We start from the raw sequence: 23,889 nt of genomic DNA, 5'->3' as shown, positions 1-23,889 counted from the left end.
TAAGGGGGGATTAGGATGAAAGGTAGGCCGTTATTGCTATTTACAGTCTGTTGGTTATGCGGAAGTGTAGCGGGATGTGCATTATCAGGATGGACACTTATGTGGGGGTTGGTGGGAGTGCTGGCATGTATGCCTCTCCTTTTTCACTGGATGGATATTCGTGGCTGGACTCGTCTATTACTTGTTGCATCGCTTCTAGGTGGTCTTGCCCACTGGGAATGGAATGATCTGCGTAATGTCAGCGCCTTGCCGGAGATCACTGGAAGGAGTCATCAGGAGCTTGATGGATATGTAGTGAAGCTAGAAGGTACAATAGCGTCAGCTGTTCGTGTGGATGGAGATCGGGCCGATTTTGAGTTGTTACTTTCGACAATATATCCAGAATCAGACCCGTTATCTGGCACCGAAGAAAGGGCAGATCCGAAGCAAACGCAGATGCATGACGTAGGTGAGCGTTTGATGGTACAAGTCAAACTAGCTGAGGAAGAAGAGCAGGACATAGCGATGGCGTGGAGCCGCGGGGATACCATGATATTGACTGGCTCGTTCACAAGCCCGGGAGAAGCCCGGAATTATGGTGGCTTTGACTATCGTAATTATTTGCGGACACAGGAGATCCATTGGTTGTTTAAGGTCAAAGGTGCCAGCTCAATCACTACCATGCAGCCTGAGGGCTGGAGCCGTATTGATATTTTTCGTTGGAATGACAGGATCAGACACCAGTTAGGTACCGCATTAGAGGTATTATTTCCCGAACCTCATGCTGGATATATGAAGGGGTTAATCATAGGTATGGCTAAGGACATTGATCCGGATACATATGGTCACTTCTCACAGCTTGGGCTTACCCATATCTTAGCGATATCAGGCACACATGTTGCCGTGTATGTTGGTTCATTGTTATTTCTGATGTCTTGGCTGCGGTTAACTAGGGAAACGTCACTCACAATTGTGTTATTTCTTATCCCTGCATATGTCATGTTATCTGGTGGTTCGCCTTCAGTCATTCGTGCAGGCATTATGTCCATGCTTGGTTTATATATGGCTAGGCGAGGCTTGGCTAGAGATGGGTTGCAGATGATCAGTGCCGCAGCATTATTAATGATGTGGTGGAATCCATATTTTTTACTGAGTGTCAGCTTCCAGCTTTCTTTTCTAGTCACCGCTGGCTTAATGATCTACATGCCCTTTATTAACCGTCTGTTTAGAAAATTACCGAAAGCACTGGCTGCGACAGCCTCGGTGACTGTTACAGCGCAGCTCATTTCTTTTCCAGTGACCATATTGTATTTCAATCAGTTTTCAATATTGTCGTTTGTAGCAAATTTCCTCTTTGTCTCTCTCATAAGCGCTGTAGTCTTGCCCCTTGGGGCGGTTGCATTGCTGTTATCTATGATATGGCTACCTCTAGCCAAACCGTTCGCTTGGCTGGTGATCCTCCTAAATAAACTGACCTTTACAGGCATTGAATGGTTGAATAGTTTGCCTGGTTTTGTACTCATCTGGGCTACGCCTACCTGGCTGTGGGTTGGAGTCTATTACGGAGTTTTGTATGCACTATTACGGATATGGTTTCAAGGGAATGGTCAAGAAGCTCAATGGAGCAGTCATGTTGATGAAGAGACGAAACCTTTGAAGAGGGAAGATGCAGCATGGGCGACATCTAGGATGAATGGGAGACTTGCCTTCAAGTCCTCTCTTTTCCCATCGAATCAGAATCATATAGCGCAAGCAAAGCACAAGGGTTCGATGACAACACTCAGCGCAAGTATTGCCTGGCCAGAGTATACAAGTGCATTTCGGGCTAGAGGAGCGGGAGACGGTTCAGGAAAACAACGATCTGTTTATCAACGATGGTTATGCGGGTTGCTTGCGATTACTTTGATTGCAGGGTTATGGTGGGCCTATCAGACTCCACAACCTTCGCGGACGGGTGTAGTACAGTTTCTCGATATTGGTCAGGGGGATAGCACGTTAATTACAACGCCTGAGGGCAAGCATATTTTGGTTGATGGTGGGGGTACAGTTAGCTTCGGCAAACCTGATCAATCGTGGAAAACTCGGCGTGATCCCTATGAAGTTGGGGCCAAGGTGGTGGTACCCTTGCTGAAAAAACGAGGCATCCATCGGCTGGATGCCGTTATCGTGACCCATGCCGATCAGGATCATGCTGGGGGATTACAAGCTGTACTCGAACAGATTCCAGTAGAACGTTTTATGTTTAATGGCACAACAAGTGGTAAGAGCAATTTTGATAAACTACTGGATACAGCTATTGAGCGTAATATACCGTTATATGCCATTCGGCAAGGGCTGTCTTACGTAGCAGATAAGGAGACTACTTTACATTTTATTAATCCAGATCTGGATGTACTGCATACGGGAGCTAGGGAGGGTCTCCCTGTATCTGAGCATCAAAATCATGATTCGGTTGTCTTTTTATTAGATATGGCAGGGGCTTCGATGTTGTTCACAGGTGATATGGATGCAGCTGCCGAGCAAAATTTGCTCTACATGATTCAGGATGGATCGCTTGCTACCCAGTTTGAAAGACAGAATGTAAAAGGTGAAATTGTTAATAATGATGTTCCTCTGGAGCTTATGAAAATGATTTCGAGCAACAAAACGATGGGGAAAGTCACTGGTGATACAGAAGAGACGGCAGCAAAGGAGGGGGATGAGTCGATTTCCATTGACGTCCTGAAGGTGGCTCATCACGGTAGTAAAACGTCGTCAACCGAAGCATGGCTTCAATATTGGAATGCCAAAACCGCTGTAGTTTCTGCTGGAGTCAACAATACCTATGGGCATCCGAATGCGGGTGTGCTTGAGCGTCTTGAAGACACAGGGTCAGATATTTATCGAACAGATCTCATGGGTGAAATTCAGATGCGGGTGAAGGATGGGGAGATTAAGATACGCCATAAGTTAGAGCCGGAGAATTTGGGGGAATGATAAAAAGTTTGTTTTATGCATAGTGAGCGACGATAGAGAATAGGTCAAAATAAGCAAAAAATAAAGCCCGGCTTTCCGGTATCCGAGCTGGATACGGGAAGCGGGCTTTATTACATGGGCATGAGAATGAAAAGGATTATTCAACACCGTCTTTAAAATGTTTGTTCCAGTGCTTATCACCTTTATGCAGAAGGTCTTCTACTGTTTTCTCAAGCGTAAGCAGAAGCTGCTCACGAACATCAAGTACGGTTTCTCTGTACAAGCGTTCTTCCGATCCGACAATTTTATCGCCGTATAACGCTTGTGCAGCAGTGTATTTCCGATGTTCCTCTACCAAGGTATCAATGGATTCCAGTGCATGTTCTACAAAATGAGAAATGCTTTGATATTCCTTAGGCATTTGTTCTTTTAACAATTGAATTTTCGCTAGAGCTGGCATGCTCATCACCTCGTATTATGAATGTAAATTTACAATACACCATTTTCATGAAAATTGCATTAAAAAGAGCTTAAATTTGTACAAAATTCGACTTTTTTTATTTTTTGCTTCTGAAAGCCTGTTTGCTATAATATATGCTATTGCTCATCGATTGAATCGTGTAAGTACTGGAATAGCTTTTTACTGCTGTGATGACGCTTTATGCAATTTCTGTTATTCTAAGAGAAGATTTTGGGCGGCCCTAATACATAAGCCGTTATTTTATGGTGCCAATAAAAAAATACTTAACTTTGCAACAATTTTATTGATGGTCACGTCTGTAAGGTTGCAGGGAGAGGGGGATCCTTTGTGGTAGAGCCGGAACTCATCAGAGCCGCTCAATCGGGCGATCGCGACGCTCTAATTACCCTATTGCGGAACATTGAACAGCATGTTTTTCGATCCGCATTTTACATTTTAAATAATGAACAAGACGCTTTGGATGCTGCTCAGGAAGCGTTGATCCGAATTTACACCAAGATTAATTCATATGAAGAAAAAGCACAATTCAAAACATGGGTTCAACGCATTGTAACGAATATCTGTATTGATAAATTTAGAAGAACCAAGCCTTCTGTCTCGATTGACGAGCATGAGATGGTTTTTCAAGATAATCAAAATGTAGAATTTGAAGTCATGTCCACGTATGTGGCAAAAGATATTCAGGAGGCGATCAACAAGCTTCCAGAGCATCATCGAACCGTGATTGTTCTAAGATACTTACAGGATTTATCGTATAACGAAATTGCGGATTGTCTTGATCTTCCGTTGAATACGGTGAAATCTTATTTATTCCGAGCTAGACAACAATTGCAAAATCTATTACAGGAGTATCAGAAAGGTGGTGTGACAGGATGAAATGTGATGAGGTGGTGGAATGGATGCACCGGTATCTGGATCATGATCTGGGTGAGGTGGAGACCGAGCAGTTGCTACAACATGTGGCCAAGTGCCCGGAGTGCGCCGAGAATTTTAGCTTGCTCAGAGCTTTGTCCAGAGAACTGGAAGATTTACCCCAAGTAACCCCAAAGTTTAGTTTAGTGGATGCAATTATGCCTCAATTAGATGCGATCGACGAAGCGCGGAGGGAACAGAGCAGTACAATGCAAGAAATGAGTCCTGTCCCTGCTGCATTTGAAAATTTACAACGATCAAGTGAGCGGAAAGTTAAACCCTCATGGTTTAATTCTATGGTTGGTCGAATGTCTATGGGGGCAGCGGCAGCAGTCTTCGTATTAGGCGTAGCTATATTGGGCTATAAGCCTGAGAAAATTGAAAATGCAGAGTCAATGATGGGTGCAGGGAGTGCTCAAGAAAGCGGTAATGAGGATCAGAATGCTTTGAGAATGGAAATTAGCAACGAGGATTCCGCTGCTCCTACAGAAGGAGATAACAGTACAATGTCAGGGCTGTCCAAAGATCAGCCTGATACGCAGCCTGATACACAAGAATCTACTACGACAGTAACTCCTGAGGAGAATGAGTCGGAGAACGTGCAGGAAACTCAACCACAGGAAGATGTAACACCGAAACAGCCTTCGGCTGATGCTGGGGCAAAAGTCGATGCGCCGAAAGAAACACCTTCTGCGTCAACTCCTTCAGAGAATCAGGGGAATGCTAATCAAGTACAACCTGATCAACAAAAGAGTGTAGATCCGGGAAGTGCTGATGCTCCTCAAGGACGTTCAGATGATGGCGCTGGAACTGAGCCTGAAACTGGAGAGTCAGAGTCTTTTTCAACGCAAGATGTAGTGCCGCATGTAAATAATGACGAACCAGCAACGGGGATGGTCGCTCCTAATGCAGATCAGAGCCCTGAGCAGTCGACAGAAGGTAACAATGGATTGGTTGCTCCAGATCGTGGGTTTGCTGCTGCGGTGACTCCTCCTGCAACAGAGTGGAAGTCTCCGAATGGTTCTTATCTGGTCATACAGATCGGCAACCAGCTTAGTATCTATTCTAAATCTGCCAGTGATTCTGACGTTCTGAATCTAGTAGAACAACGTGATCTGGAAGGAACATTGAAATCGGCTAGCTGGTCCAAGGATAGCACTGTATTCAATTATGAGACAGAGAAGGATGGAGCAGCACTGAAAAAATCATTTAATGTAGTTCCAGCAGCAGACAGCGAGAATTCCGGGAAATAATCGTACCATGTTATGGTTATCAACTGTCCATGGAAGAACATTCTAGTTGCATCCGAATATAATGGAAGTAAACCACGTCCTATATCAGTTATAACAACTGACGTCGTATGACCGCGCATCAGCCTCTACTAGTTATGTGTTCAAAAAGGGCGATTTTCAGTACCGAGAAGATTGGATGAAGCTAGAAATGGAGTAGCGGAGCGTAGGCAACCTACGTGAGCAACGGACATTTCGGTTGAATTCTATGTTCGACGCTGAGATGCCGTTAGGCATCCTTCGTAATCAAAAGCGAACTTTTTTGAACAGCCTCTTCTAGAGTGGTTGGTGCTGCGTTTATATAGATGTAGGACTAAGGGGTCTTCATCCACATGGTGGATTGAAGGCCCCTTTGTTGTCTGTCACGTTTTCTGGTAGGATAAGAGGGATAAGGAGGCACCGTGATGGATGTGAAGAGTGCAACAAAAGCAATACGAAGTGGGGATACGGCTCCGATATATGTGCTGTACGGAACGGAGAAATACCAGATACAGCAATTTACGGATATGTTGAAGGAACAGGTTATTGAGGAGGAGCATCGAGATTTTGCGATTGTACCTTATGATCTCTCGGAGACGCCTGTAGAAGTTGTTATTGAAGAAGCGGAGACGGTTCCTTTCCTTGTGCCACGTAAACTAATTATTGTTAGAGATGCGAATCTGTTTACAGCCGGTAAGGATTCCAAAATTGAGCATCAAGTTGATCGCTTGCTGACATACATGGATAATCCTGCGGATTACAGTACAATCGTATTTTTAGCCCAAGGGGATAAGCTGGACGAGCGCAAAAAGTTAGTGAAAGCTGCGAAGAAGCAAGCCATTGTGCTTTCGTTTGCTCCACTTAGTGGGGAAGAGTTGTTGAACTGGATTGTGAAGCTGGCTAAACAACGTGAGGTTACCTTTGAGCCTGGAGCTCCAGATATTCTGGTTAGTTTTGCTGGAACAGGTCTACAGACGTTATCTGCTGAAGTAGACAAGCTCTGCCTTTTTGCTGGAAACGGTGGCATGATTAGACGTGCGGATATCGAATCGTTGGTTGCACGTAGCACGGAGCAGAATGTATTTGCTCTAGTGGAGGAATTGGCGAATCTAAGGCTTGAGAAGGCGTTATCTCTATTCTATGAGTTGTTGAAACAGCGTGAAGAGCCTATCAAAATTGCGGCATTGATCGCTAGACAGTTCCGAATCATGATTCAAGTGAAGGAGCTTGGGCAACAGAGCTATTCACAGCAGCAGATTGCAAGCCAGCTTGGACTTCACCCCTATGCAGTCAAAATTGCTGGGGAGCAGGCACGTAAATTTCAACCTGAACGTTTACGACTGATTTTAAGCCATCTGAGTGAGCTAGATTATCAAATGAAAACAGGCGCTGTAGACAAAGTGCTTGGTCTGGAGTTGTTTTTGTTAAAACTTGGTGCCTAAGAAATGTTGCGTGATGTGGTGTAATGTTAATCATTATTGCGAATCATTCATTAGGGCAAATGGACAAAAGCGGCTCTCATTCCGTTGATCATTGATCAACCGAGTGAGAGCCGCTTTTTGTTCTGATAGTACTCAACCGACCACATAGCTAAAAAATCCTGAAAGCACATGCTGTTCAGGATTTTTCCATTGGATCGTATAAGTAACGCTTCTTACGCTTGTGCGGAAAGAGCGTTCAGTTTTTTCGCCAAGCGAGACTTTTTGCGAGCTGCAGCATTTTTATGAACCAGACCTTTAGTTACAGCCTTGTCCAGCTTTTTGGAAGCAGCTTGAATTGCAGCTTTAGCAGTATCAACTTCGTTGCTTACCAGGGCAGCATCAGCAGCTTTAACAGCTGTACGAAGTGCAGATTTCTGGGAAGCATTGAGTGCGCGGCGCTTGTCGCTCGTTTTTACGCGTTTAACAGCGGATTTGATGTTTGGCATTACATTCACCTCCTGTAAGGCATTTGCATGAATACAAACGTTTCACAACTTAAAATATTCTAGCATGATGGCATGCAAATTGCAACAGAAATTCCTATCATATTCGGGCATGTTGCATAAAGTATCCCTTTTTCCCACACAATATGCTCAAATGCGGTAAGGGAGGCAAGAACGGATGACACTTGATTTACAAAACTATACAGTACGAACTGATTTGGCGATTGATTCAAAGGAAATGGTTCAAGGTGAACAAAAGCAAACGATCCCAGGTCTGCAAGAAGATGTAGAGACCAAAGAAGGAATTACGATTACGCGGATTGATGTTCTGAACGATGCTGCGGCACAAGCCATTGGACGTGTGAAGGGACATTACGTTACGTTGGAGGTTCCAGCCCTTCGCAATGGAGATACCGAACTACAGGAGCGTGTTGCTGCGGAGTTCACTCGAGAAATGGAAGACTTTATGACCAAAGCAGGCATTAACAAAGACTCCAAGATCTTAATTGTGGGATTGGGAAATTTAAATGTGACGCCTGATGCACTTGGCCCGTTAGTCGTGGAGAATCTCATGGTTACCCGTCAATATTTTGAATTAGTACCTGATCAGGTAGCACCAGGCTATCGAGAAGTGAGTGCTATTGCTCCAGGGGTACTCGGAACTACGGGGATTGAATCGAGTGATATCGTACAAGGTATCGTGGATCGAACCAAGCCTGATGCGATTATTGCAATTGATTCTCTTGCTTCCCGTTCATTAGAACGTGTCAACACGACGATACAAGTTGCAGATATAGGGATTCACCCAGGTTCTGGAATTGGGAATAAGCGGCGTGGCTTAACGAAGGATATTCTGGGTGTGCCTTGTATTGCAATTGGTGTCCCTACGGTATGTTATGCATCAACGATTGTGAATAACGCAATTGAAATGATGCGGAACCATTTCCGCCAGGAGACGGATCAAACGAAACAAATCATGGGCATGCTTGACGACATCAGTGAGCATGAGCGCCTCAGTTTGGTCAAAGAAATATTGGAACCACTGGGTCATGATCTGATCGTAACCCCTAAAGAGATTGATGAGTTTATAGAAGACATCGCTAATGTCATTGCAACAGGGCTGAATGCAGCACTACATGATGCTGTAAATCCTGACAATGTAGCCGCCTATACACATTAAATTGAAACTGGTGAAATTGGGTTTTGGTTTTATAAAAGTTAATCATTTTTAGCTACCTCCTATCTCCTCCTGGAAAAAGCAACCTCCAAGCCCTATTTAGAAGAGAGTCCGAATCTATCGGACTTTCTTTTTTTTGGAGATTGCCCTCTTCTAGTTCTATCAATTCTAACTAGCTCATAGAGTTGAAGTATAAGAGTTGTCCAGCAGGGAAGGAGACAGAGGCATGAACAAAATATTGGCCTGGAATATTGGTAAATGGAGAAAAAGATTTCTGCATGTACTGGCCATGGGTCGTACATTGCTGTTGCTTATGATTATATCGGTTCTATTTTTTATAGTACTCGGTCTAGGAGGAATGGCAGAGAAGCAATTGAATAACTCGCCTGTTTCTTCAATGAAAGGATTCGCCAGTACCGTGTCTAGTCGTTTTTTTGTAGATATGCTTGGTATGGAAGTACCACACTTAACTCAAAAGGAACAAACTTCTGCGTTTTCAGGTGAGAATTTAACTACGTTTGTTTTTCAACTGCTCACCAATGTTAATCCTCAGGATCCCAAAAGCTTAATTGCTAGAGAAATGCCAGGAATGGGTTCGAATCAGCCAGTGTTGCTTCGACCAGGCTCGGGCAATGAAAAGGCAGAAGCGCCAGAGGATTATCAACCCGGTCCCGGATTAACGGACACAGCTTCAACGAACGGTGGGAAAAGTGAGGGAGAACTGCATACTCCACCAGGGCAGGATGATACGAACTCACCAGATACGGACGAACCTGAAGATCCTGCAGATTCTAAAGATCCAGAAGGTCAGGAAGATTCGCCTACGAAGGAGCCTGAGAATAAGCCCAATCCTGTATCTGATAAAAAGACGGTTCTCATCTATCACTCTCATCCACGAGAAGGATACAATCCATTATTAGGAACCAAGAGTGATAATCCTTCTTCCGGTAAATCCACAGGTAATGTATTTCAAGTCGGGAGCTATTTAACAGATAGTTTGGAAAAGCTAGGAATAGGGGTCGAACATGCCAAAGACGATTACCCAACGAAGGTCAAGGATTACAACTGGAATTATTCCTATAAGTATTCACGCCAGACGGTAAAAGCTGCACTTGCCCAAAATGATGATCTTACCTATCTCATTGATATCCACAGGGATTCACAGCGCCATAATAAAACAACAACAACGATTGAAGGTCTTGGATATGCAAAAGTCTACTTTATCATTGGGCATGAAAATCCAAACTGGGAGAAAAATGAAGCCTTTGCGGCTAAGATTCACAAGAAGCTTGAGGCCAAGTATCCTGGGGTCTCTCGTGGGGTCTGGGGGAAAACTGGAGGAGGAGCGAACAATGGTGAATACAACCAGACGCTGTCTCCAAACAGTATCCTTATTGAAATCGGAGGCATCGATAATACGGCAGCTGAATTGGAGCGAACCTCTAAAATATTAGCTGATATGATTGCCGAAGTGTATTGGCAAGATCAGAAGGTAGATAAGGCAAGTGCGGAAACAAAAACACAAGGTGGTTAGCATTTAGTCAACGGAGAACATTTTAAATCATGTATCGAGGGGGCGAAGGGTGTGTCCAGATTCGGGAGAAAGCTGCTATCGGTTGCTGTTCTGATGTTACTGGGAATTCTGTTTGGGATGCAGCTGGCAGGCAGTAACTTTCAGCTTGGTGGAAATGATCAGCAGGAAAGTCCTACACTGGTAAAGTCAGAGCCAGTATCCGTCGCAGTTGAATCTGAGCCAGAGCAGCCTGTGGAGCAGGTCGAAAAAAAGGAACCGCCGGTTGTACCTGTCCAATCGCCGAGTCAGGTATTAGGAGCAGAACAGAGCCAAGCACCGGTTGATGTTCTTGCTGATAAAACGGCGGGCCTTCTACAAAACCTTTCTCATAGTGGAATTAAATGGGTGGTTTCCCTGTTTAGTGGCGTTGCTGAATAAAAAGCAATACATTCAAGGCAAAATATACCCTTGGCAGTTCTTCGTAGTGATAAATTATGATAAAGTTGAAACATCATGGGATTGATGCACCCTGCATCAACTGTTATAATGAAGTGATTGACACTAGGCTGTTTCTGGGGGTAAGGAATGACTGACATTCGGGCAAGACAACGTAAAATTCGTAACTTTTCAATTATTGCACATATAGATCACGGCAAATCAACACTTGCGGACCGGATCTTGGAGTACACAGGTGCGCTTACATCGCGTGAGATGCAGGAGCAAGTGCTGGATCAGATGGATCTTGAACGTGAACGTGGAATTACGATTAAACTGCAAGCTGTGGCTCTGACGTACAAAGCAGACGATGGTGAAGAGTATCTATTGAACCTGATTGACACGCCAGGACACGTAGACTTCACATATGAAGTATCACGGAGTTTGGCTGCTTGTGAAGGCGCATTATTGGTAGTGGATGCGGCTCAGGGGATTGAAGCGCAGACACTGGCTAACGTTTATCTAGCATTGGACAACAATCTTGAAATTTTACCAGTTATCAACAAAATCGATCTACCAAGCGCTGATCCTGATCGTGTAAAGCAGGAAGTAGAAGACGTGATTGGACTGGACACAAGTAATGCAGTGCTGGCTTCCGCCAAGGCTGGGATTGGTATCAAGGAGATCCTTGAACAAGTGGTACAGAGCGTACCTGCACCTGCGGGTGACCCGGATCAACCACTGAAAGCGCTGATTTTTGACTCGCACTATGATCCGTACAAAGGTGTAATCGTATACGTACGTGTTGTGGATGGTAAGATCAAATCCGGTTCGAAGATCAAAATGATGGCAACAGACAAGACATTTGAGGTTATCGAAGTGGGTGCCTTCAAACCACGCATGACCATTGTGGACGAGCTAAACGTGGGTGACGTTGGATTTATCGTAGCAGGTATCCGGCACGTAGGAGATACGCAGGTCGGGGATACAGTAACCGATGCCAAAAAGCCAACGGCAGAGCCTTTGCCGGGTTATCGCAAAATTAATCCAATGGTATACTGCGGTCTGTATCCGATTGAAACATCGGATTACGTGGATCTGCGTGAGGCATTGGAGAAATTGCAGTTAAATGATGCTTCACTGAGCTTTGAGCCAGAGACATCCAGTGCACTTGGATTCGGATTCCGTTGCGGATTCCTCGGATTGTTACACATGGACGTTATCCAGGAGCGGATTGAGCGTGAGTTCAACATTCCGTTGATCACTACTGCACCAAGCGTAATCTATCATGTCACTCTGACCAATGGTGAGATGATTCAGATCGACAATCCATCTAACTACCCTGAGGTAGGACGGATTGATTATGTTGAGGAACCATATGTTAAAGCAGCCATTATCGTACCGAATGATTATGTAGGTACCATTATGGAATTGTGCCAAAACAAACGTGGCGAATACGTTAATATGGAGTACTTGGACACTACGCGGGTTACGATTACGTATGAAATCCCATTGTCCGAGATTGTGTATGACTTCTTCGATCAATTAAAATCAAGCACTAAAGGTTACGCATCCTTCGACTATGAGTTGTCTGGTTATCGTCAGTCTAATCTGGCGAAAATGGATATTTTGCTCAATGGAGAACAGGTCGATGCTCTGTCCTTCATCGTTCACCGTGACCGTGCATATAACCGCGGCCGCATTATCTGTGAGAAGCTGCGTGAGCTGATTCCACGGCAAATGTTCGAGGTGCCGATTCAAGCATCCGTTGGAACGAAGGTAGTGGCGCGTGAAACGGTAAAAGCAATGCGTAAAAACGTACTTGCTAAGTGTTATGGTGGTGACATCTCGCGGAAACGGAAACTGCTTGAGAAGCAGAAGGAAGGTAAGAAGCGGATGAAGCAGGTTGGTAACGTTGAGGTACCACAAGAAGCGTTCATGGCAGTATTGAAAATTGATGATTAATAATTCAATTTCGGGTACAACACAGAATGTGTGTATCGAAATTGAATTGTAAGATAAGACGTTTGCTTGCAAACGTCATGTGAATAACGAAGTTTTGAGGTACAACGCTGAATGTATGTATTAAATTTGAATGATAATAGAGTATAGATTGAACTGACACCTACGAGTAAATTCAATTTATATAATGAAGCTGAGAGGGGAAGCCGGATGGCTTTCCTTTTTTCAAATAGAGGGGGACTTACCCATGACATTGACATCACAAAGCCGGAAAACAGGTTCACCCCAAGCGGTGTATCTTCACATTCCCTTTTGCACGAATAAATGTTTTTACTGTGATTTTAACTCCTACGTTCTGAAGGATCAGCCTGTCATGCAGTATTTAGAAGCATTGGAACGGGAAATGGAGCATACCGTTAAGGCGAATCCGCCGGGCGAGATTAAAACTATATTTGTAGGTGGGGGCACACCGACAGCCTTGAAGCCTGATGAAATGGCTTACTTCCTTCGTTCCGTCAAAACGTATTTCCCCAATTGGGCAGACGATATTGAGTTCTCAATGGAAGCGAACCCGGGCACTACAGATGCGGAGAAGCTTGCTGCGATGAAAGAAGGCGGCGTTAACCGTGTCAGCTTTGGTGTGCAGGCTTTCCAAAATGACCTACTCACTGGCATTGGTCGTATTCATAACACAGATGATGTATATCGTAGCTTGGAGAATGCGCGTAAAGCAGGATTGAGCAACTTGTCCATCGATCTAATGTTTGGTTTGCCAAACCAGACGGTAGAGATGTTGAATGAGAGTATCGACAGAGCGCTGGAGCTGGATCTGCCGCATTATTCAATCTACAGCTTGAAAGTGGAAGAGAACACTCTTTTCCATACACTGTATCAGAAAAATCAATTGCCGCTACCGCATGAAGATGATGAATTGCAGATGTATCTTCTATTAATGAGCCGAATGAAAGAAGCGGGCTATGAACAGTATGAGATTAGTAACTTTGCTAAACCTGGCTTCGAGAGTCGTCACAATATTACCTACTGGCGCAATGAGGATTATTATGGACTTGGAGCAGGTGCACATGGATACGTAGGACGCGAACGGCATATGAATATTAAAGGAATAAATCCGTATGTTGAAGCTGCCAAAACGGGACTGCCGCGTTTAGATCATTTTGAGATCAGTCGTCCAGAAGCGATGGAGGATTATCTCATGGTTGGACTCAGAATGCTGGAGGGTGCCTCGGCCTCTCGTTTCAGTGAGCAATTTGGTGAATCCATTGAAGAGGTGTTCGCAAAACCATTGGGCAAAATGTTAAACGCAGGATTACTTGAGCGGACGCCAGACGGCTTCCGGCTGAGCGAGCAGGGTATCCTGTTCGGAAACGACGTTTTTGCCGAGTTTATTGGCTCTATATCGCTAAATTCGTAGCTTGAAATTCTATACGCTCTGTTGTATATTTATTCATATTGATTTGACAGAGCGTGTAATTTAACAACTACGAAGTTGGCTTTCCTTCGGAAAGCTTGGTAATAGGAGGAGAGCAGAATGTCGGTAATATGCAGAAAAGCCGTGCCGGAAGATGTTGAACCGCTATATGAAATGATTAAGGGATACGCAGAGCGTGGGATCATGCTTCCGCGATCAAGGGAAGTACTGCATAGGCAACTGGAACACTTTGTCGTCGCTGAAGTGGATGGAGAGGTCGTGGGATGTGGGTCGCTTTGCCGTTTGGGCAACGATCTGGTGGAGGTTAGATCCCTTGGTATCTCAGAAGGACACAAAGGACTGGGAATAGGTTCCCGGTTGCTGGATCGACTGGTGGAAGAAGCTCAGAATCAGAAAATTCCTAAAGTGATGGCACTCACATATGAAGTTTCTTTCTTTGAGAAAAATGGCTTTGCCATTGTAGATAAAGAGATTTTTCCTGAAAAAGTATGGACGGACTGCGTGCACTGCAGCAAACAAAATTGCTGCGACGAGATTGCAGTATTGAAAGAACTAGAAATTTCCGCCTGATGCATAATGGGTCGCATGAACAGAGTCTTGAGTGAACAACTCTACTCACATGCGATCCTTTTTCATGCATATTATGTATAATGAATGTTGAGTGTTATGACTGACGGAGAATGGTCTATACTATTAGAGATATCGCATAATTTCTATCTTCTTCGTTCTAAACGTGTTCTAAAAAACATGTCAGATTGAACATACGTAACAAATTGATGAGCATCGTTATGAAACTGACTTGACAATGTTCATGTCAGTTTGGTATTTTTGTATTACCGCTTAGCACTCATCTAACCTGAGTGCTAACGACATGGGACATTGCAGTCAGAAGGAGGGATACTCACCATGTTAACAGAGCGTCAACGTATGATACTGAACGCTATAGTGGATGACTATATCCGTTCAGCTGAGCCCGTAGGGTCCCGAAGCATCTCCAAACGAGGAGATGTTGGATACAGTCCAGCGACGATCCGTAATGAGATGGCGGATCTTGAGGATATGGGATTTTTGGAACAGCCGCATACATCTGCTGGACGAATTCCTTCCCACAAGGGCTACCGATATTATGTAGATCATCTGGTTCCGTGGAATCAAGTGGAGCCTCAAGAATTGGACGATCTGAAGTCATTTTTTGCTGAGAAGTTAAACGTGATGGAACAGGTCATACAGCATGCATCAGTCATATTGTCACACATGACAAATTATACTTCGATCTTGTTGGGACCGGAAGTATTCCACACCTCGCTTCGCCATTTCCAACTGCTTCCGCTCAATGAACGGGAAGCTGTGGCGATTATTGTAACGAATACAGGCCAAGTCGAGAACAAAACTGTACAGATTCCACCAGAAATCTCGGTTGCCGAGATGGAGAATGTGGTACGTCTGTTAAATACCAAATTGGTCGGTGTACCTATTTATAAACTCAAATCACGTCTTTATACAGAGCTTGGGCAAGAGATGGAACGACATATTAATCGCTATGAAGAAGTAATGCAGGTGCTTAATAGCGCTTTTGATAATGAGCACGACAATCGTCTGTTCCTTAGCGGTGCTACAAATATGTTAACTCAACCTGAGTTTAAAGATGTTGAAAAGGTTAAAGATATTCTTGACCTGTTAGATGAGACACCAACACTGATGAAGTTAATGATGCCCGTGCCGGGTGGATCTGGGATTCAGGTACGGATTGGTACCGAGAATGATCATGAAGCCTTTGCCAATTGCAGCCTGATTACAGCATCCTACTCATTGGATGGAGAGGCCTTAGGTTCCATTGGTATACTGGGACCGACGCGAATGGATTACGCACGTGTCATTCATATATTAAATACACTCTCTCGTGACTTGACTTCGATGTTAACGCATCGTTTCAAATAAGGATTGTGTGGGTTATCTCGCATGATGCTTATCTGAACGGGAAATAAACCATTTCATTCTTATAAGGAGGTGAACATCTTGAAAGAGGAGCAATCATTCGCAGCAGAAGAACAGGAAACAACAGCGGCTGAAAGCCAGGAGCCTGTTAACGAAGCAGGTGCTGCAGAAGCACAGGCTGAGGAGATGGTAGATCAAGAGCAAGGTGAGATCGCACGTTTGACGGCAGAAGCTGAGGAACATCAGCAACGTTTGGTCCGTGCGCAAGCTGATTTTGACAACTTCCGTCGCCGCACTCAAAAGGAAAAAGAAGAACTAGCGAAATACGCTTCGATGAAGCTGATCACCGAACTCGTACCGGTTATCGACAATTTCGAGCGTGCTATGGCGACTGTACCTGAAGGTACAGAAAGTGAATCTTTTTCCAAAGGCATTCAAATGATCTTCCGCCAGTTGGAGTCCGTGTTGAACAACGAAGGTCTGACTGCAATGGAGACGGTAGGACAACCGTTCAATCCTGAATTCCACCAAGCGATCATGCAAGTGGAAAGTGACGAGTATGAAGAAGGTACCGTTGTTGAGGAAGTCCAAAAAGGCTATATGCTAAAAGATAAAGTGCTTCGTCCAGCTATGGTTAAGGTAAGCTCATAATTCCTCTTTGTGAGGGTATGATGCCCGCGAAGCTTCATATAGAGGTTTGCACACATAGAGCAAGAAAATAAATCATAATACAGCGAAGGATCGAAGGATTCTTCTCAATTGTCGAAGGAGGAAATTTTCCGATGAGCAAAGTAATCGGTATTGACTTAGGAACAACTAACTCATGCGTAGCGGTTATGGAAGGCGGCGAGGCTGTCGTAATTCCAAACCCAGAAGGCGCACGTACAACGCCATCCGTGGTAGGTTTCAAAAAAGATGGTGAGCGCGTTGTAGGTGAGACTGCAAAACGCCAAGCAATTACGAATCCAGATCGTACGATCATCTCGATCAAACGTCATATGGGTACTTCCCACAAAGAAACAATCGATAGCAAAGATTATTCTCCACAAGAGATCTCTGCAATCATCCTGCAAAAACTAAAAACTGATGCTGAAGCTTACCTGGGTCAAACGGTAACTCAAGCGGTTATCACAGTTCCAGCTTACTTCAATGACAGTCAGCGTCAAGCAACGAAAGATGCTGGTAAAATTGCTGGTTTGGAAGTTCTGCGTATCGTCAACGAACCAACAGCAGCAGCTCTGGCATATGGTATGGAGAAATCCGAAGATCAAACGATCCTCGTATATGACCTTGGTGGCGGTACGTTCGACGTATCCATCCTTGAACTCGGCGATGGCTTCTTTGAAGTTAAAGCAACTAGTGGTGACAACCAACTAGGTGGAGATGACTTCGACCAAGTCATCATTGATTACCTCGTAAGTGAATTCAAGAAAGATCAAGGTATTGATCTGAGCAAAGATAAAGCAGCGGTTCAACGTTTGAAAGATGCAGCGGAAAAAGCGAAAAAAGAACTTTCCGGCGTATTGACTACAACGATCTCTCTGCCGTTCATTACAGTGGCTGACGGCGTTCCTCAGCACTTGGAGCTTAACCTGAGCCGTGCGAAATTCGAAGAGATCTCTGCAAGCCTTGTTGAGCGTACACTTGAGCCGACTCGTCGTGCATTAAGTGATGCAGGCATGACTGCTAACGATATTGACAAGATCGTATTGGTTGGTGGTTCAACACGTATTCCAGCAGTACAAGAAGCAATCAAAAAACTGACAGGTAAAGAGCCTCACAAAGGCGTTAACCCGGATGAAGTTGTAGCTTTGGGTGCTGCTGTACAAGCGGGTGTACTGACAGGTGATGTGAAAGACGTCGTATTGCTCGACGTAACTCCATTGTCCCTGGGTATCGAAACTGCAGGTGGGGTGTTCACTAAAATGATCGAACGCAACACAACGATCCCTACAAGTAAATCTCAAGTGTTCTCCACTTATGCAGACAATCAACCTAGCGTTGAGATCCACGTCCTGCAAGGTGAGCGTGAGATGGCAGCAGGTAACAAATCCCTTGGACGCTTCATGTTGGGAGATATCCCACCAGCTCCACGTGGTGTTCCACAAATCGAAGTTAGCTTCGATATTGATGCCAACGGTATCGTTAACGTATCTGCAACAGATAAAGGTACAAACAAAACACAAAAAATCACAATCACTTCTTCCAGCGGTTTGAGCGATGCTGAAGTTGAGCAAATGATGAAAGATGCTGAGCTGCACGCTGAAGAAGATAAAAAACGTAAAGAACTCGTTGAAGCCAAAAACAGTGCAGACCAACTGATCTACTCTGTGGACAAAACGATTAAAGATCTTGGTGAGAAAGCTGACGCTGGTGAAGTTGAAAAAGCTAACGCTGCAAAAGAAAAATTGCAAGGTGTAGTAGCTACGGACAACTTGGAAGACATCAAAGCAGCTACAGAAGAACTGACAGAGATTGTTCAACAACTGTCCGTAAAACTGTATGAGCAAGCACAAGCACAAGAACAAGCGGATCAAGGTGCTGAAGAGCAACAAGGTTCTGCTAAACGTGATAACGTTGTTGACGCGGATTACGAAGTTGTAGACGAAGATAAAAAGCAAAACTAATTCGCGCATGTAGGCGAATGAACATCGGTGACGTTCGGATTAAAGGGAAAGTCATAGCCGGGGCTCCCGTGCTTTGACTTTCCTTTTGTCACGATGTGCGATATGGTGAATGTTATGGGGGTGGAAGAGTGGCTGAAAAACGTGATTATTATGAGGTTCTCGGCGTTGGCAAAAATGCAAGCGACGAGGAGATCAAAAAGGCATACCGTAAGCTTGCACGTCAGTATCACCCTGACGTAAACAAAGCGGATGATGCGGAAGCCAAGTTCAAAGAAGTGAAAGAAGCTTATGATGTTGTCAGTGACAGTCAGAAACGTGCACAGTATGACCAATATGGGCATATTGATCCGAATCAAGGTGGATTCGGTGGTGGCGGCGATTTTGGTGGCGGTGGATTTGGCGATATCTTCGATATGTTCTTTGGCGGTGGTGGTGGCGGACGACGTGATCCTAATGCACCGCAACGTGGGAACGATCTGCAATACACCATGACCATTGAGTTCAAAGAGGCTGTCTTTGGTAAAGAAACGGATATTACAATTCCGCGTACTGAAGGCTGTGACACTTGTCACGGTTCAGGTGCTAAACCAGGAACAAAACCAGAAACATGTACAGTCTGCAAAGGTAGTGGACAACAGGAAGTTGTTCAGAACACTCCATTTGGTCGTATGGTGAATCGCCGTGCATGCTCGAACTGTAGTGGTACAGGACAAATTATTAAAGAAAAATGTACAACGTGCAGTGGTAGCGGTAAAGTGCGCAAGCAACGCAAAATCCATGTTCGCATTCCAGCGGGCGTAGATGATGGTGCACAACTGCGTATGACAGGTGAAGGTGAAGGCGGTCTGCGTGGTGGCCCAGCGGGAGACTTGTATATTGTTATTCGTGTGAAATCACATGATTTCTTCGAACGCGAAGGAGACGATATTTACTGCGAGATTCCACTGACGTTTGCTCAGGCAGCATTGGGAGACGAGATTGAGATTCCAACGTTGACTGAAAAAGTGAAATTGAAAATTCCAGCAGGTACGCAAACCGGAACTTATTTCCGTCTTAAAGGCAAAGGGGTTCCACGCCTGCGCGGTATGGGTCAAGGGGATCAACATGTGAAGGTGGTTGTTGTTACACCTAGCAAGCTGAATGACGAGCAGAAAGATCTGTTACGCCAAATCGCTGCCCTAGATGGAGAACAAACCCACGAACATGAGCAATCCTTCTTTGATCGAGTAAAACGCGCATTCCGTGGTGACTAATAGATGGATGTTATCCAACAATTCGGTGTAAGGCATTAGCCGGAAAGATTCGCATATGTAGTTTGTTACAGTTATTGTAAATATAAAAGGACATCATTGCTGTTATTCGGCATGGTGTCCTTTTTTGTGCATAAATGGAGAAGCAATGCGGCAGACTAGCATAGCGAGAACGATAAGGGATAACCCATATACGAAAACTAGGGAAGCAGGTGTGACCAGATGAGTGAGAAAAACATTTTGGCGTACTTCCATAGCCCAGAGCAAGCAGAAGGCGCTGCCAAAAAATTGGAGGCGTTACGTGTGGAGGACCTGTCGATCAATCGTTTCAGCCGTTATGCAGGTGTAGGGCCGAGTGGAGCATCATACACACCAGGAGTTTCTGGTAGTTACTCTTCTTGGGTGCCTGGAGCGATGGGCATGAATGTAACTGCTGGAATTATGGCTGCTGCAGATCCTGCCGCAAGTGGGATGAGTGATGGCGGACAAGAAGGCCCAACAGGTAGGGATGTCTTGCTCACTGTAGTCGTAGATGAATCAGTACATCACCGCGCTTTATCGATTATCGAGCAAGCTGGTGGCATGATCTAGTTAGACCTCATCCATAATAGAGCACTGATATTAAAGGAGGAACATAACATGGCAGAACATGAACGCCCAGGCAAAATTTTGACGAAGACCGAGAAAATGAAACGATTGCAATCTGCAAAAAATGAAGATGTGGAATTTAGTAGTGAGGCAGCCGATCATGAAGACGTAGAGGCATTGCGTCGTAGTGAGGCAGCTGATCGTCGTCAAGGAAGAGAGCTGCATGACTGAAGACGTTCGCTCAACAGTAAGGATTGAGGCAGTCTTTACGAGTTGGTCTGACGCTGAATCTGCACGGAGAGCTCTCGAACTATTACACCCCAATCAATTGCGTATTGAGAGTCTTCCTCTGCAATCTGATAAACCGATTGCCAAACAGGATGAGGAGGGAGAATTCTCTCCCACGGCGGTGATTGGTGGATTTAGCGGAGAACTTAACGTTCTTTCGCTAATTAGCGATGATCCGGAAATGCTATCCAATGGTCAGGTATATGATATGCCTGAGACTACATCGACAGGGCAACCCAAACAAGGTATTTTATTGACCGTGTCGGTGACTAACGATTCGTTTCCACAGGCTGCCGAGATGATTACACAAAACGGTGGGCGTTTTTATTAACAAATGTAATAGAATAAGCCATTAGAACAGGATGCTCTAGCAATTGCTACGAGATCCTGTTTTTTTATTTCCATTAAGAAGTTGTGTAGATCCGTTAGTTATAGATGATGAGATATTAGCGGCGCCTCAACCGGCTATTCGAACAGGTACTTTTAATTACTGCATTTTGTATTCTGACTCGCTTGTGTAGTACAATGATGGGGATGTTTGAAAAATGAGGAGGAAAAATTACGTATGTTATGGCATGAACTAACAATACATACTACCGAAGAAGCGGTGGAGATGATTTCGAATTTTTTGCATGAAGCAGGTGCTGGAGGGGTTTCAATTGAAGAGTCCGGTACTTTAAATAAAAAGCGTGATGCACCCTATGGTGAGTGGTATGAGTTTCCTTTGAATGATATCCCTGAAGGTTTTGCTGAGATCAAAGGGTATTTTTCCGAAGACACAGACATGGAAGCATTACAGGCAGAAGTGCGCCCGAGAATTGAGCAACTTGCTGAATTCGATATTAATGTGGGTGACGTGCGTTATGAGACAAGAACGGTTGATGAGAACGACTGGGCAGATGCTTGGAAAAAGTATTTTAAACCTGTGCGTGTGTCAGAACGTTTGACAATTAAACCGACATGGGAGGAGTATACTCCAGAGAGCCCAGACGAAAAAATTATCGAGCTTGATCCAGGCATGGCTTTTGGTACAGGAACTCACCCAACAACTTCACTTTGTCTACGTACACTGGAAACGGTGATTCAAGGCGGGGAAGAAGTCATTGATGTCGGAACAGGTTCAGGTATTCTTGCTATTGGCGCGGTACAACTTGGGGCGAAGCATGTTCTAGCTTTAGATTTGGATCCAGTAGCTGTATCCAGCGCGAAGGAAAATGCACATCTGAACGGGCTTGATGACCGTATCACCGTGAAGGAAAGTGATTTGCTGTCTGTTCTGGGTAGTGAAGACCCAACACTAGGTGTAAAACTTCCAGTCAAAATCATTGTAGCTAATATTCTTGCTGAGATCATTATGCTGTTTGTGGATGATGTCTACAATGCTCTTGAATCAGGAGGCGTTTATATTGCATCAGGTATCTGGAAAAATAAAGAGCAGTTAGTTCATGATGGACTCATAGCTGCTGGGTTTGAAATAAGTGCCGTTCACCGTGATGAGGACTGGCTGGCGTACGTAGCTAGGAAGAGGTAACAGATGGATTTTCTAAATTCGCTCTTTCGTTACCCACTAGATCAGTTACCGTTTTTCTTGTTAACGATTCTAATTGCTTTTACTGTTCATGAATTTGCACATGCGTACTTTGCCAATAAATTTGGAGATCCAACAGCGAAACTGTTAGGGAGAGTAACGCTTAATCCGGTTGTGCATTTTGATCTATTGGGCGTATTAATGCTACTGATCGCTGGTTTTGGTTGGGCTCGGCCTGTACCCGTGAATCGAGCCAACTTCGATAAACCGCGGAGAATGAGTTTGATTGTCTCCTTGGCAGGCCCTTTGAGTAATTTGTTACTTGCGATCATAGGAACCATCGTATTTGCTACGCTTGTGGGTACTGGTGTTATGCACAACATTGAAAATGAACGATTGTATACAGCGATTGCAACCTTCTTCTTCATGTTCAACCTCACGAACTTTTTCCTGTTTTTATTCAACCTGATTCCATTACCACCTTTGGACGGTTATCGGGTTCTGGAAGAGTTATTACCGCCCTCCATTAGTCGCAAGTTACAGGGTGTGGAGCAATGGTCTATTTTTATCTTCTTGCTTATTCTTATCGTGCCCCCGTTACGGGATGTAACGATTAATCCGTTATATATGTTGGCATACAGTATGTATGACGATTTTGGAAATCTAATTAAGGGTCTATTTTAGAGACCTTTTGAACTCGCATTTCTAGCAAACGAGTGATAACGTTTTGGACTGAAATACTGGTCAGAAGGACATAAAAGTTGTATGATCATCTGTGGCGTATGGATTCACGCCTGCTTGTGAGCAGGGTGAATTCCATTCATAACAGGATAGAATGGTGGACAGACCTATGCAGCGTTATTTTGTATCTGAAGAACAATTCCAAGAGCGTTCGGTTGTGATCACAGGGGATGATGCGCGACATATCAGTAAGGTTATGCGTGGCAAACCTGGTGATAAACTGATTGTCAGTGACGGACGTACCAGAGAAGCTCTGGTGGAGATTGAAGGCATAGAAGCCGGTGAAGTGACAGCGAATATTGTGCAGTCTCTGGAGATGGATCATGAGGCTCGTATTCGTGTAACGGTAGCTCAAAGTTTGCCTAAAGGTGACAAGATGGAAACGGTCATTCAGCGATGTACTGAGATCGGAGCGGTAGCGTTTGTTCCTTTTCTCTCGGAGCGGACGATCGTGCAATATGATGCCAAGAAGGAAAGTAAACGACTAGAGCGATGGGGGAAGATTGCCAAGGAAGCTGCTGAACAGAGCCATCGCAACCGTATTCCGTCCATTGAGCAGCCGCTTTCCTGGAAAGGGCTGTTGTCTTCTTTTGAGGGATATGATCTGGTATGCTATTGTTATGAAAAAGAAAACGGCAAGCAACTGCGCGATGCGCTTAAACCGTTCGTAGAAAAGCTTGCGCCTGATGAGACGGCTAATGTGTTGATCGTGGTAGGCCCAGAAGGCGGGTTCTCAGAGAAGGAAACACTGGAAGCTGATCAGGCTGGCGCCGTATCGGTTGGACTGGGGAAACGGATTTTGCGTGCAGAGACGGCTGGAATGGCCGCGCTGACTTGTGTTTTATACGAATCTGGAGAAATGGGGGGAATGTAATT

General features: G+C 44.6%; 22 protein-coding genes. 20 read left to right on the top strand and 2 right to left on the bottom strand.

Translation table 11 applies throughout. The features are described from left to right. Positions 1-15 precede the first annotated feature (15 nt). A complete protein-coding gene (locus MH215_RS03320) occupies positions 16-2,955 on the top strand; it encodes a ComEC/Rec2 family competence protein (protein WP_239288094.1) in 2,940 nt (979 codons plus the stop codon). 136 nt (positions 2,956-3,091) lie between these two features. Here the strand turns inward: MH215_RS03320 and MH215_RS03315 are convergent, their stop codons facing one another. Further along, positions 3,092-3,394 (bottom strand): hypothetical protein, encoded by a 303-nt coding sequence (locus tag MH215_RS03315; RefSeq protein ID WP_056695947.1) that lies wholly within the window; start codon positions 3,392-3,394, stop codon positions 3,092-3,094. A 348-nt stretch (positions 3,395-3,742) separates the two neighbouring features. On the opposite strand from MH215_RS03315, the gene MH215_RS03310 reads away from it, so the two are divergent. The 3 genes from MH215_RS03310 to holA all read left to right on the top strand — a co-directional run bounded on the left by MH215_RS03310 (position 3,743) and on the right by holA (position 7,037). Continuing rightward, positions 3,743-4,291 carry an RNA polymerase sigma factor gene (locus MH215_RS03310; RefSeq protein WP_239288086.1) on the top strand — a complete coding sequence of 183 codons (549 nt, stop codon included), beginning with the start codon at positions 3,743-3,745 and terminating at the stop codon, positions 4,289-4,291. Next, positions 4,288-5,580, top strand: coding sequence for a zf-HC2 domain-containing protein (locus MH215_RS03305; RefSeq protein WP_239288085.1), 1,293 nt, complete (start codon positions 4,288-4,290; stop codon positions 5,578-5,580). Before MH215_RS03310 ends, MH215_RS03305 begins: the two co-directional genes overlap by 4 nt. Before the next feature lie 440 nt (positions 5,581-6,020). After that, the gene (gene holA / locus MH215_RS03300; RefSeq protein ID WP_056695958.1) at positions 6,021-7,037 is read left to right on the top strand and encodes a DNA polymerase III subunit delta; all 1,017 of its coding nucleotides are present in this window, start codon (positions 6,021-6,023) and stop codon (positions 7,035-7,037) included. Positions 7,038-7,249: 212 nt separating this feature from the next. On the opposite strand, the gene rpsT is transcribed toward holA, so the two are convergent. Continuing rightward, on the bottom strand, positions 7,250-7,522 hold the full coding sequence (gene rpsT / locus MH215_RS03295) for a 30S ribosomal protein S20 (RefSeq protein ID WP_024628504.1): 273 nt from the start codon (positions 7,520-7,522) through the stop codon (positions 7,250-7,252). A gap of 175 nt (positions 7,523-7,697) precedes the next feature. Here rpsT and gpr point away from each other — a divergent pair, with 175 nt between their 5' ends. The 16 genes from gpr to MH215_RS03215 all read left to right on the top strand — a co-directional run bounded on the left by gpr (position 7,698) and on the right by MH215_RS03215 (position 23,887). Further along, positions 7,698-8,699, top strand: coding sequence for a GPR endopeptidase (gene gpr / locus MH215_RS03290; protein ID WP_239288084.1), 1,002 nt, complete (start codon positions 7,698-7,700; stop codon positions 8,697-8,699). 223 nt (positions 8,700-8,922) lie between these two features. Beyond that, on the top strand, positions 8,923-10,230 hold the full coding sequence (locus tag MH215_RS03285) for a stage II sporulation protein P (RefSeq protein WP_239288083.1): 1,308 nt from the start codon (positions 8,923-8,925) through the stop codon (positions 10,228-10,230). Positions 10,231-10,281: 51 nt separating this feature from the next. After that, a complete protein-coding gene (locus MH215_RS03280) occupies positions 10,282-10,647 on the top strand; it encodes a DUF3679 domain-containing protein (protein WP_239288082.1) in 366 nt (121 codons plus the stop codon). 147 nt (positions 10,648-10,794) lie between these two features. Next, positions 10,795-12,609 (top strand): translation elongation factor 4, encoded by a 1,815-nt coding sequence (gene lepA / locus MH215_RS03275; RefSeq protein ID WP_239288077.1) that lies wholly within the window; start codon positions 10,795-10,797, stop codon positions 12,607-12,609. Between the two features lie 244 nt (positions 12,610-12,853). Beyond that, positions 12,854-14,038, top strand: a complete 1,185-nt coding sequence (hemW, locus tag MH215_RS03270) for a radical SAM family heme chaperone HemW (RefSeq protein WP_056695966.1) — start codon at positions 12,854-12,856, stop codon at positions 14,036-14,038. A gap of 117 nt (positions 14,039-14,155) precedes the next feature. Continuing rightward, on the top strand, positions 14,156-14,626 hold the full coding sequence (locus MH215_RS03265) for an N-acetyltransferase (RefSeq protein ID WP_056695968.1): 471 nt from the start codon (positions 14,156-14,158) through the stop codon (positions 14,624-14,626). 336 nt (positions 14,627-14,962) lie between these two features. Then, positions 14,963-15,994 (top strand): heat-inducible transcriptional repressor HrcA, encoded by a 1,032-nt coding sequence (hrcA, locus tag MH215_RS03260; RefSeq protein ID WP_056695970.1) that lies wholly within the window; start codon positions 14,963-14,965, stop codon positions 15,992-15,994. Between the two features lie 78 nt (positions 15,995-16,072). After that, on the top strand, positions 16,073-16,642 hold the full coding sequence (grpE, locus tag MH215_RS03255) for a nucleotide exchange factor GrpE (RefSeq protein WP_056695972.1): 570 nt from the start codon (positions 16,073-16,075) through the stop codon (positions 16,640-16,642). Between the two features lie 131 nt (positions 16,643-16,773). Then, positions 16,774-18,618, top strand: a complete 1,845-nt coding sequence (gene dnaK / locus MH215_RS03250; protein ID WP_239288074.1) for a molecular chaperone DnaK — start codon at positions 16,774-16,776, stop codon at positions 18,616-18,618. Positions 18,619-18,746: 128 nt separating this feature from the next. Further along, complete coding sequence (gene dnaJ, locus MH215_RS03245; RefSeq protein ID WP_056695975.1) at positions 18,747-19,871, top strand: molecular chaperone DnaJ; 1,125 nt, start codon at positions 18,747-18,749, stop codon at positions 19,869-19,871. 219 nt (positions 19,872-20,090) lie between these two features. Continuing rightward, positions 20,091-20,459, top strand: coding sequence for a hypothetical protein (locus MH215_RS03240; protein ID WP_056695977.1), 369 nt, complete (start codon positions 20,091-20,093; stop codon positions 20,457-20,459). Positions 20,460-20,507: 48 nt separating this feature from the next. Further along, positions 20,508-20,687 (top strand): YfhD family protein, encoded by a 180-nt coding sequence (locus tag MH215_RS03235; protein WP_056695979.1) that lies wholly within the window; start codon positions 20,508-20,510, stop codon positions 20,685-20,687. Further along, positions 20,680-21,075, top strand: a complete 396-nt coding sequence (locus MH215_RS03230) for a hypothetical protein (RefSeq protein WP_239288069.1) — start codon at positions 20,680-20,682, stop codon at positions 21,073-21,075. The genes MH215_RS03235 and MH215_RS03230 overlap by 8 nt, the downstream gene beginning before the upstream one ends. A gap of 234 nt (positions 21,076-21,309) precedes the next feature. Further along, the gene (gene prmA / locus MH215_RS03225) at positions 21,310-22,275 is read left to right on the top strand and encodes a 50S ribosomal protein L11 methyltransferase (protein WP_239288066.1); all 966 of its coding nucleotides are present in this window, start codon (positions 21,310-21,312) and stop codon (positions 22,273-22,275) included. Positions 22,276-22,278: 3 nt separating this feature from the next. Further along, positions 22,279-22,956, top strand: a complete 678-nt coding sequence (locus tag MH215_RS03220) for a site-2 protease family protein (protein WP_056695987.1) — start codon at positions 22,279-22,281, stop codon at positions 22,954-22,956. A 166-nt stretch (positions 22,957-23,122) separates the two neighbouring features. Beyond that, entirely contained in the window at positions 23,123-23,887 is a 765-nt protein-coding gene (locus tag MH215_RS03215; protein ID WP_239288060.1) for an RsmE family RNA methyltransferase, read from the top strand. Positions 23,888-23,889: the final 2 nt, after the last annotated feature.

The organism is Paenibacillus sp. ACRSA, from assembly GCF_022346845.1.
Lineage (GTDB): Bacteria > Bacillota > Bacilli > Paenibacillales > Paenibacillaceae > Paenibacillus.
The sequence above is the reverse complement of the archived record's forward strand: the minus strand, read 5'-3'. Positions and strand labels throughout refer to the sequence as shown.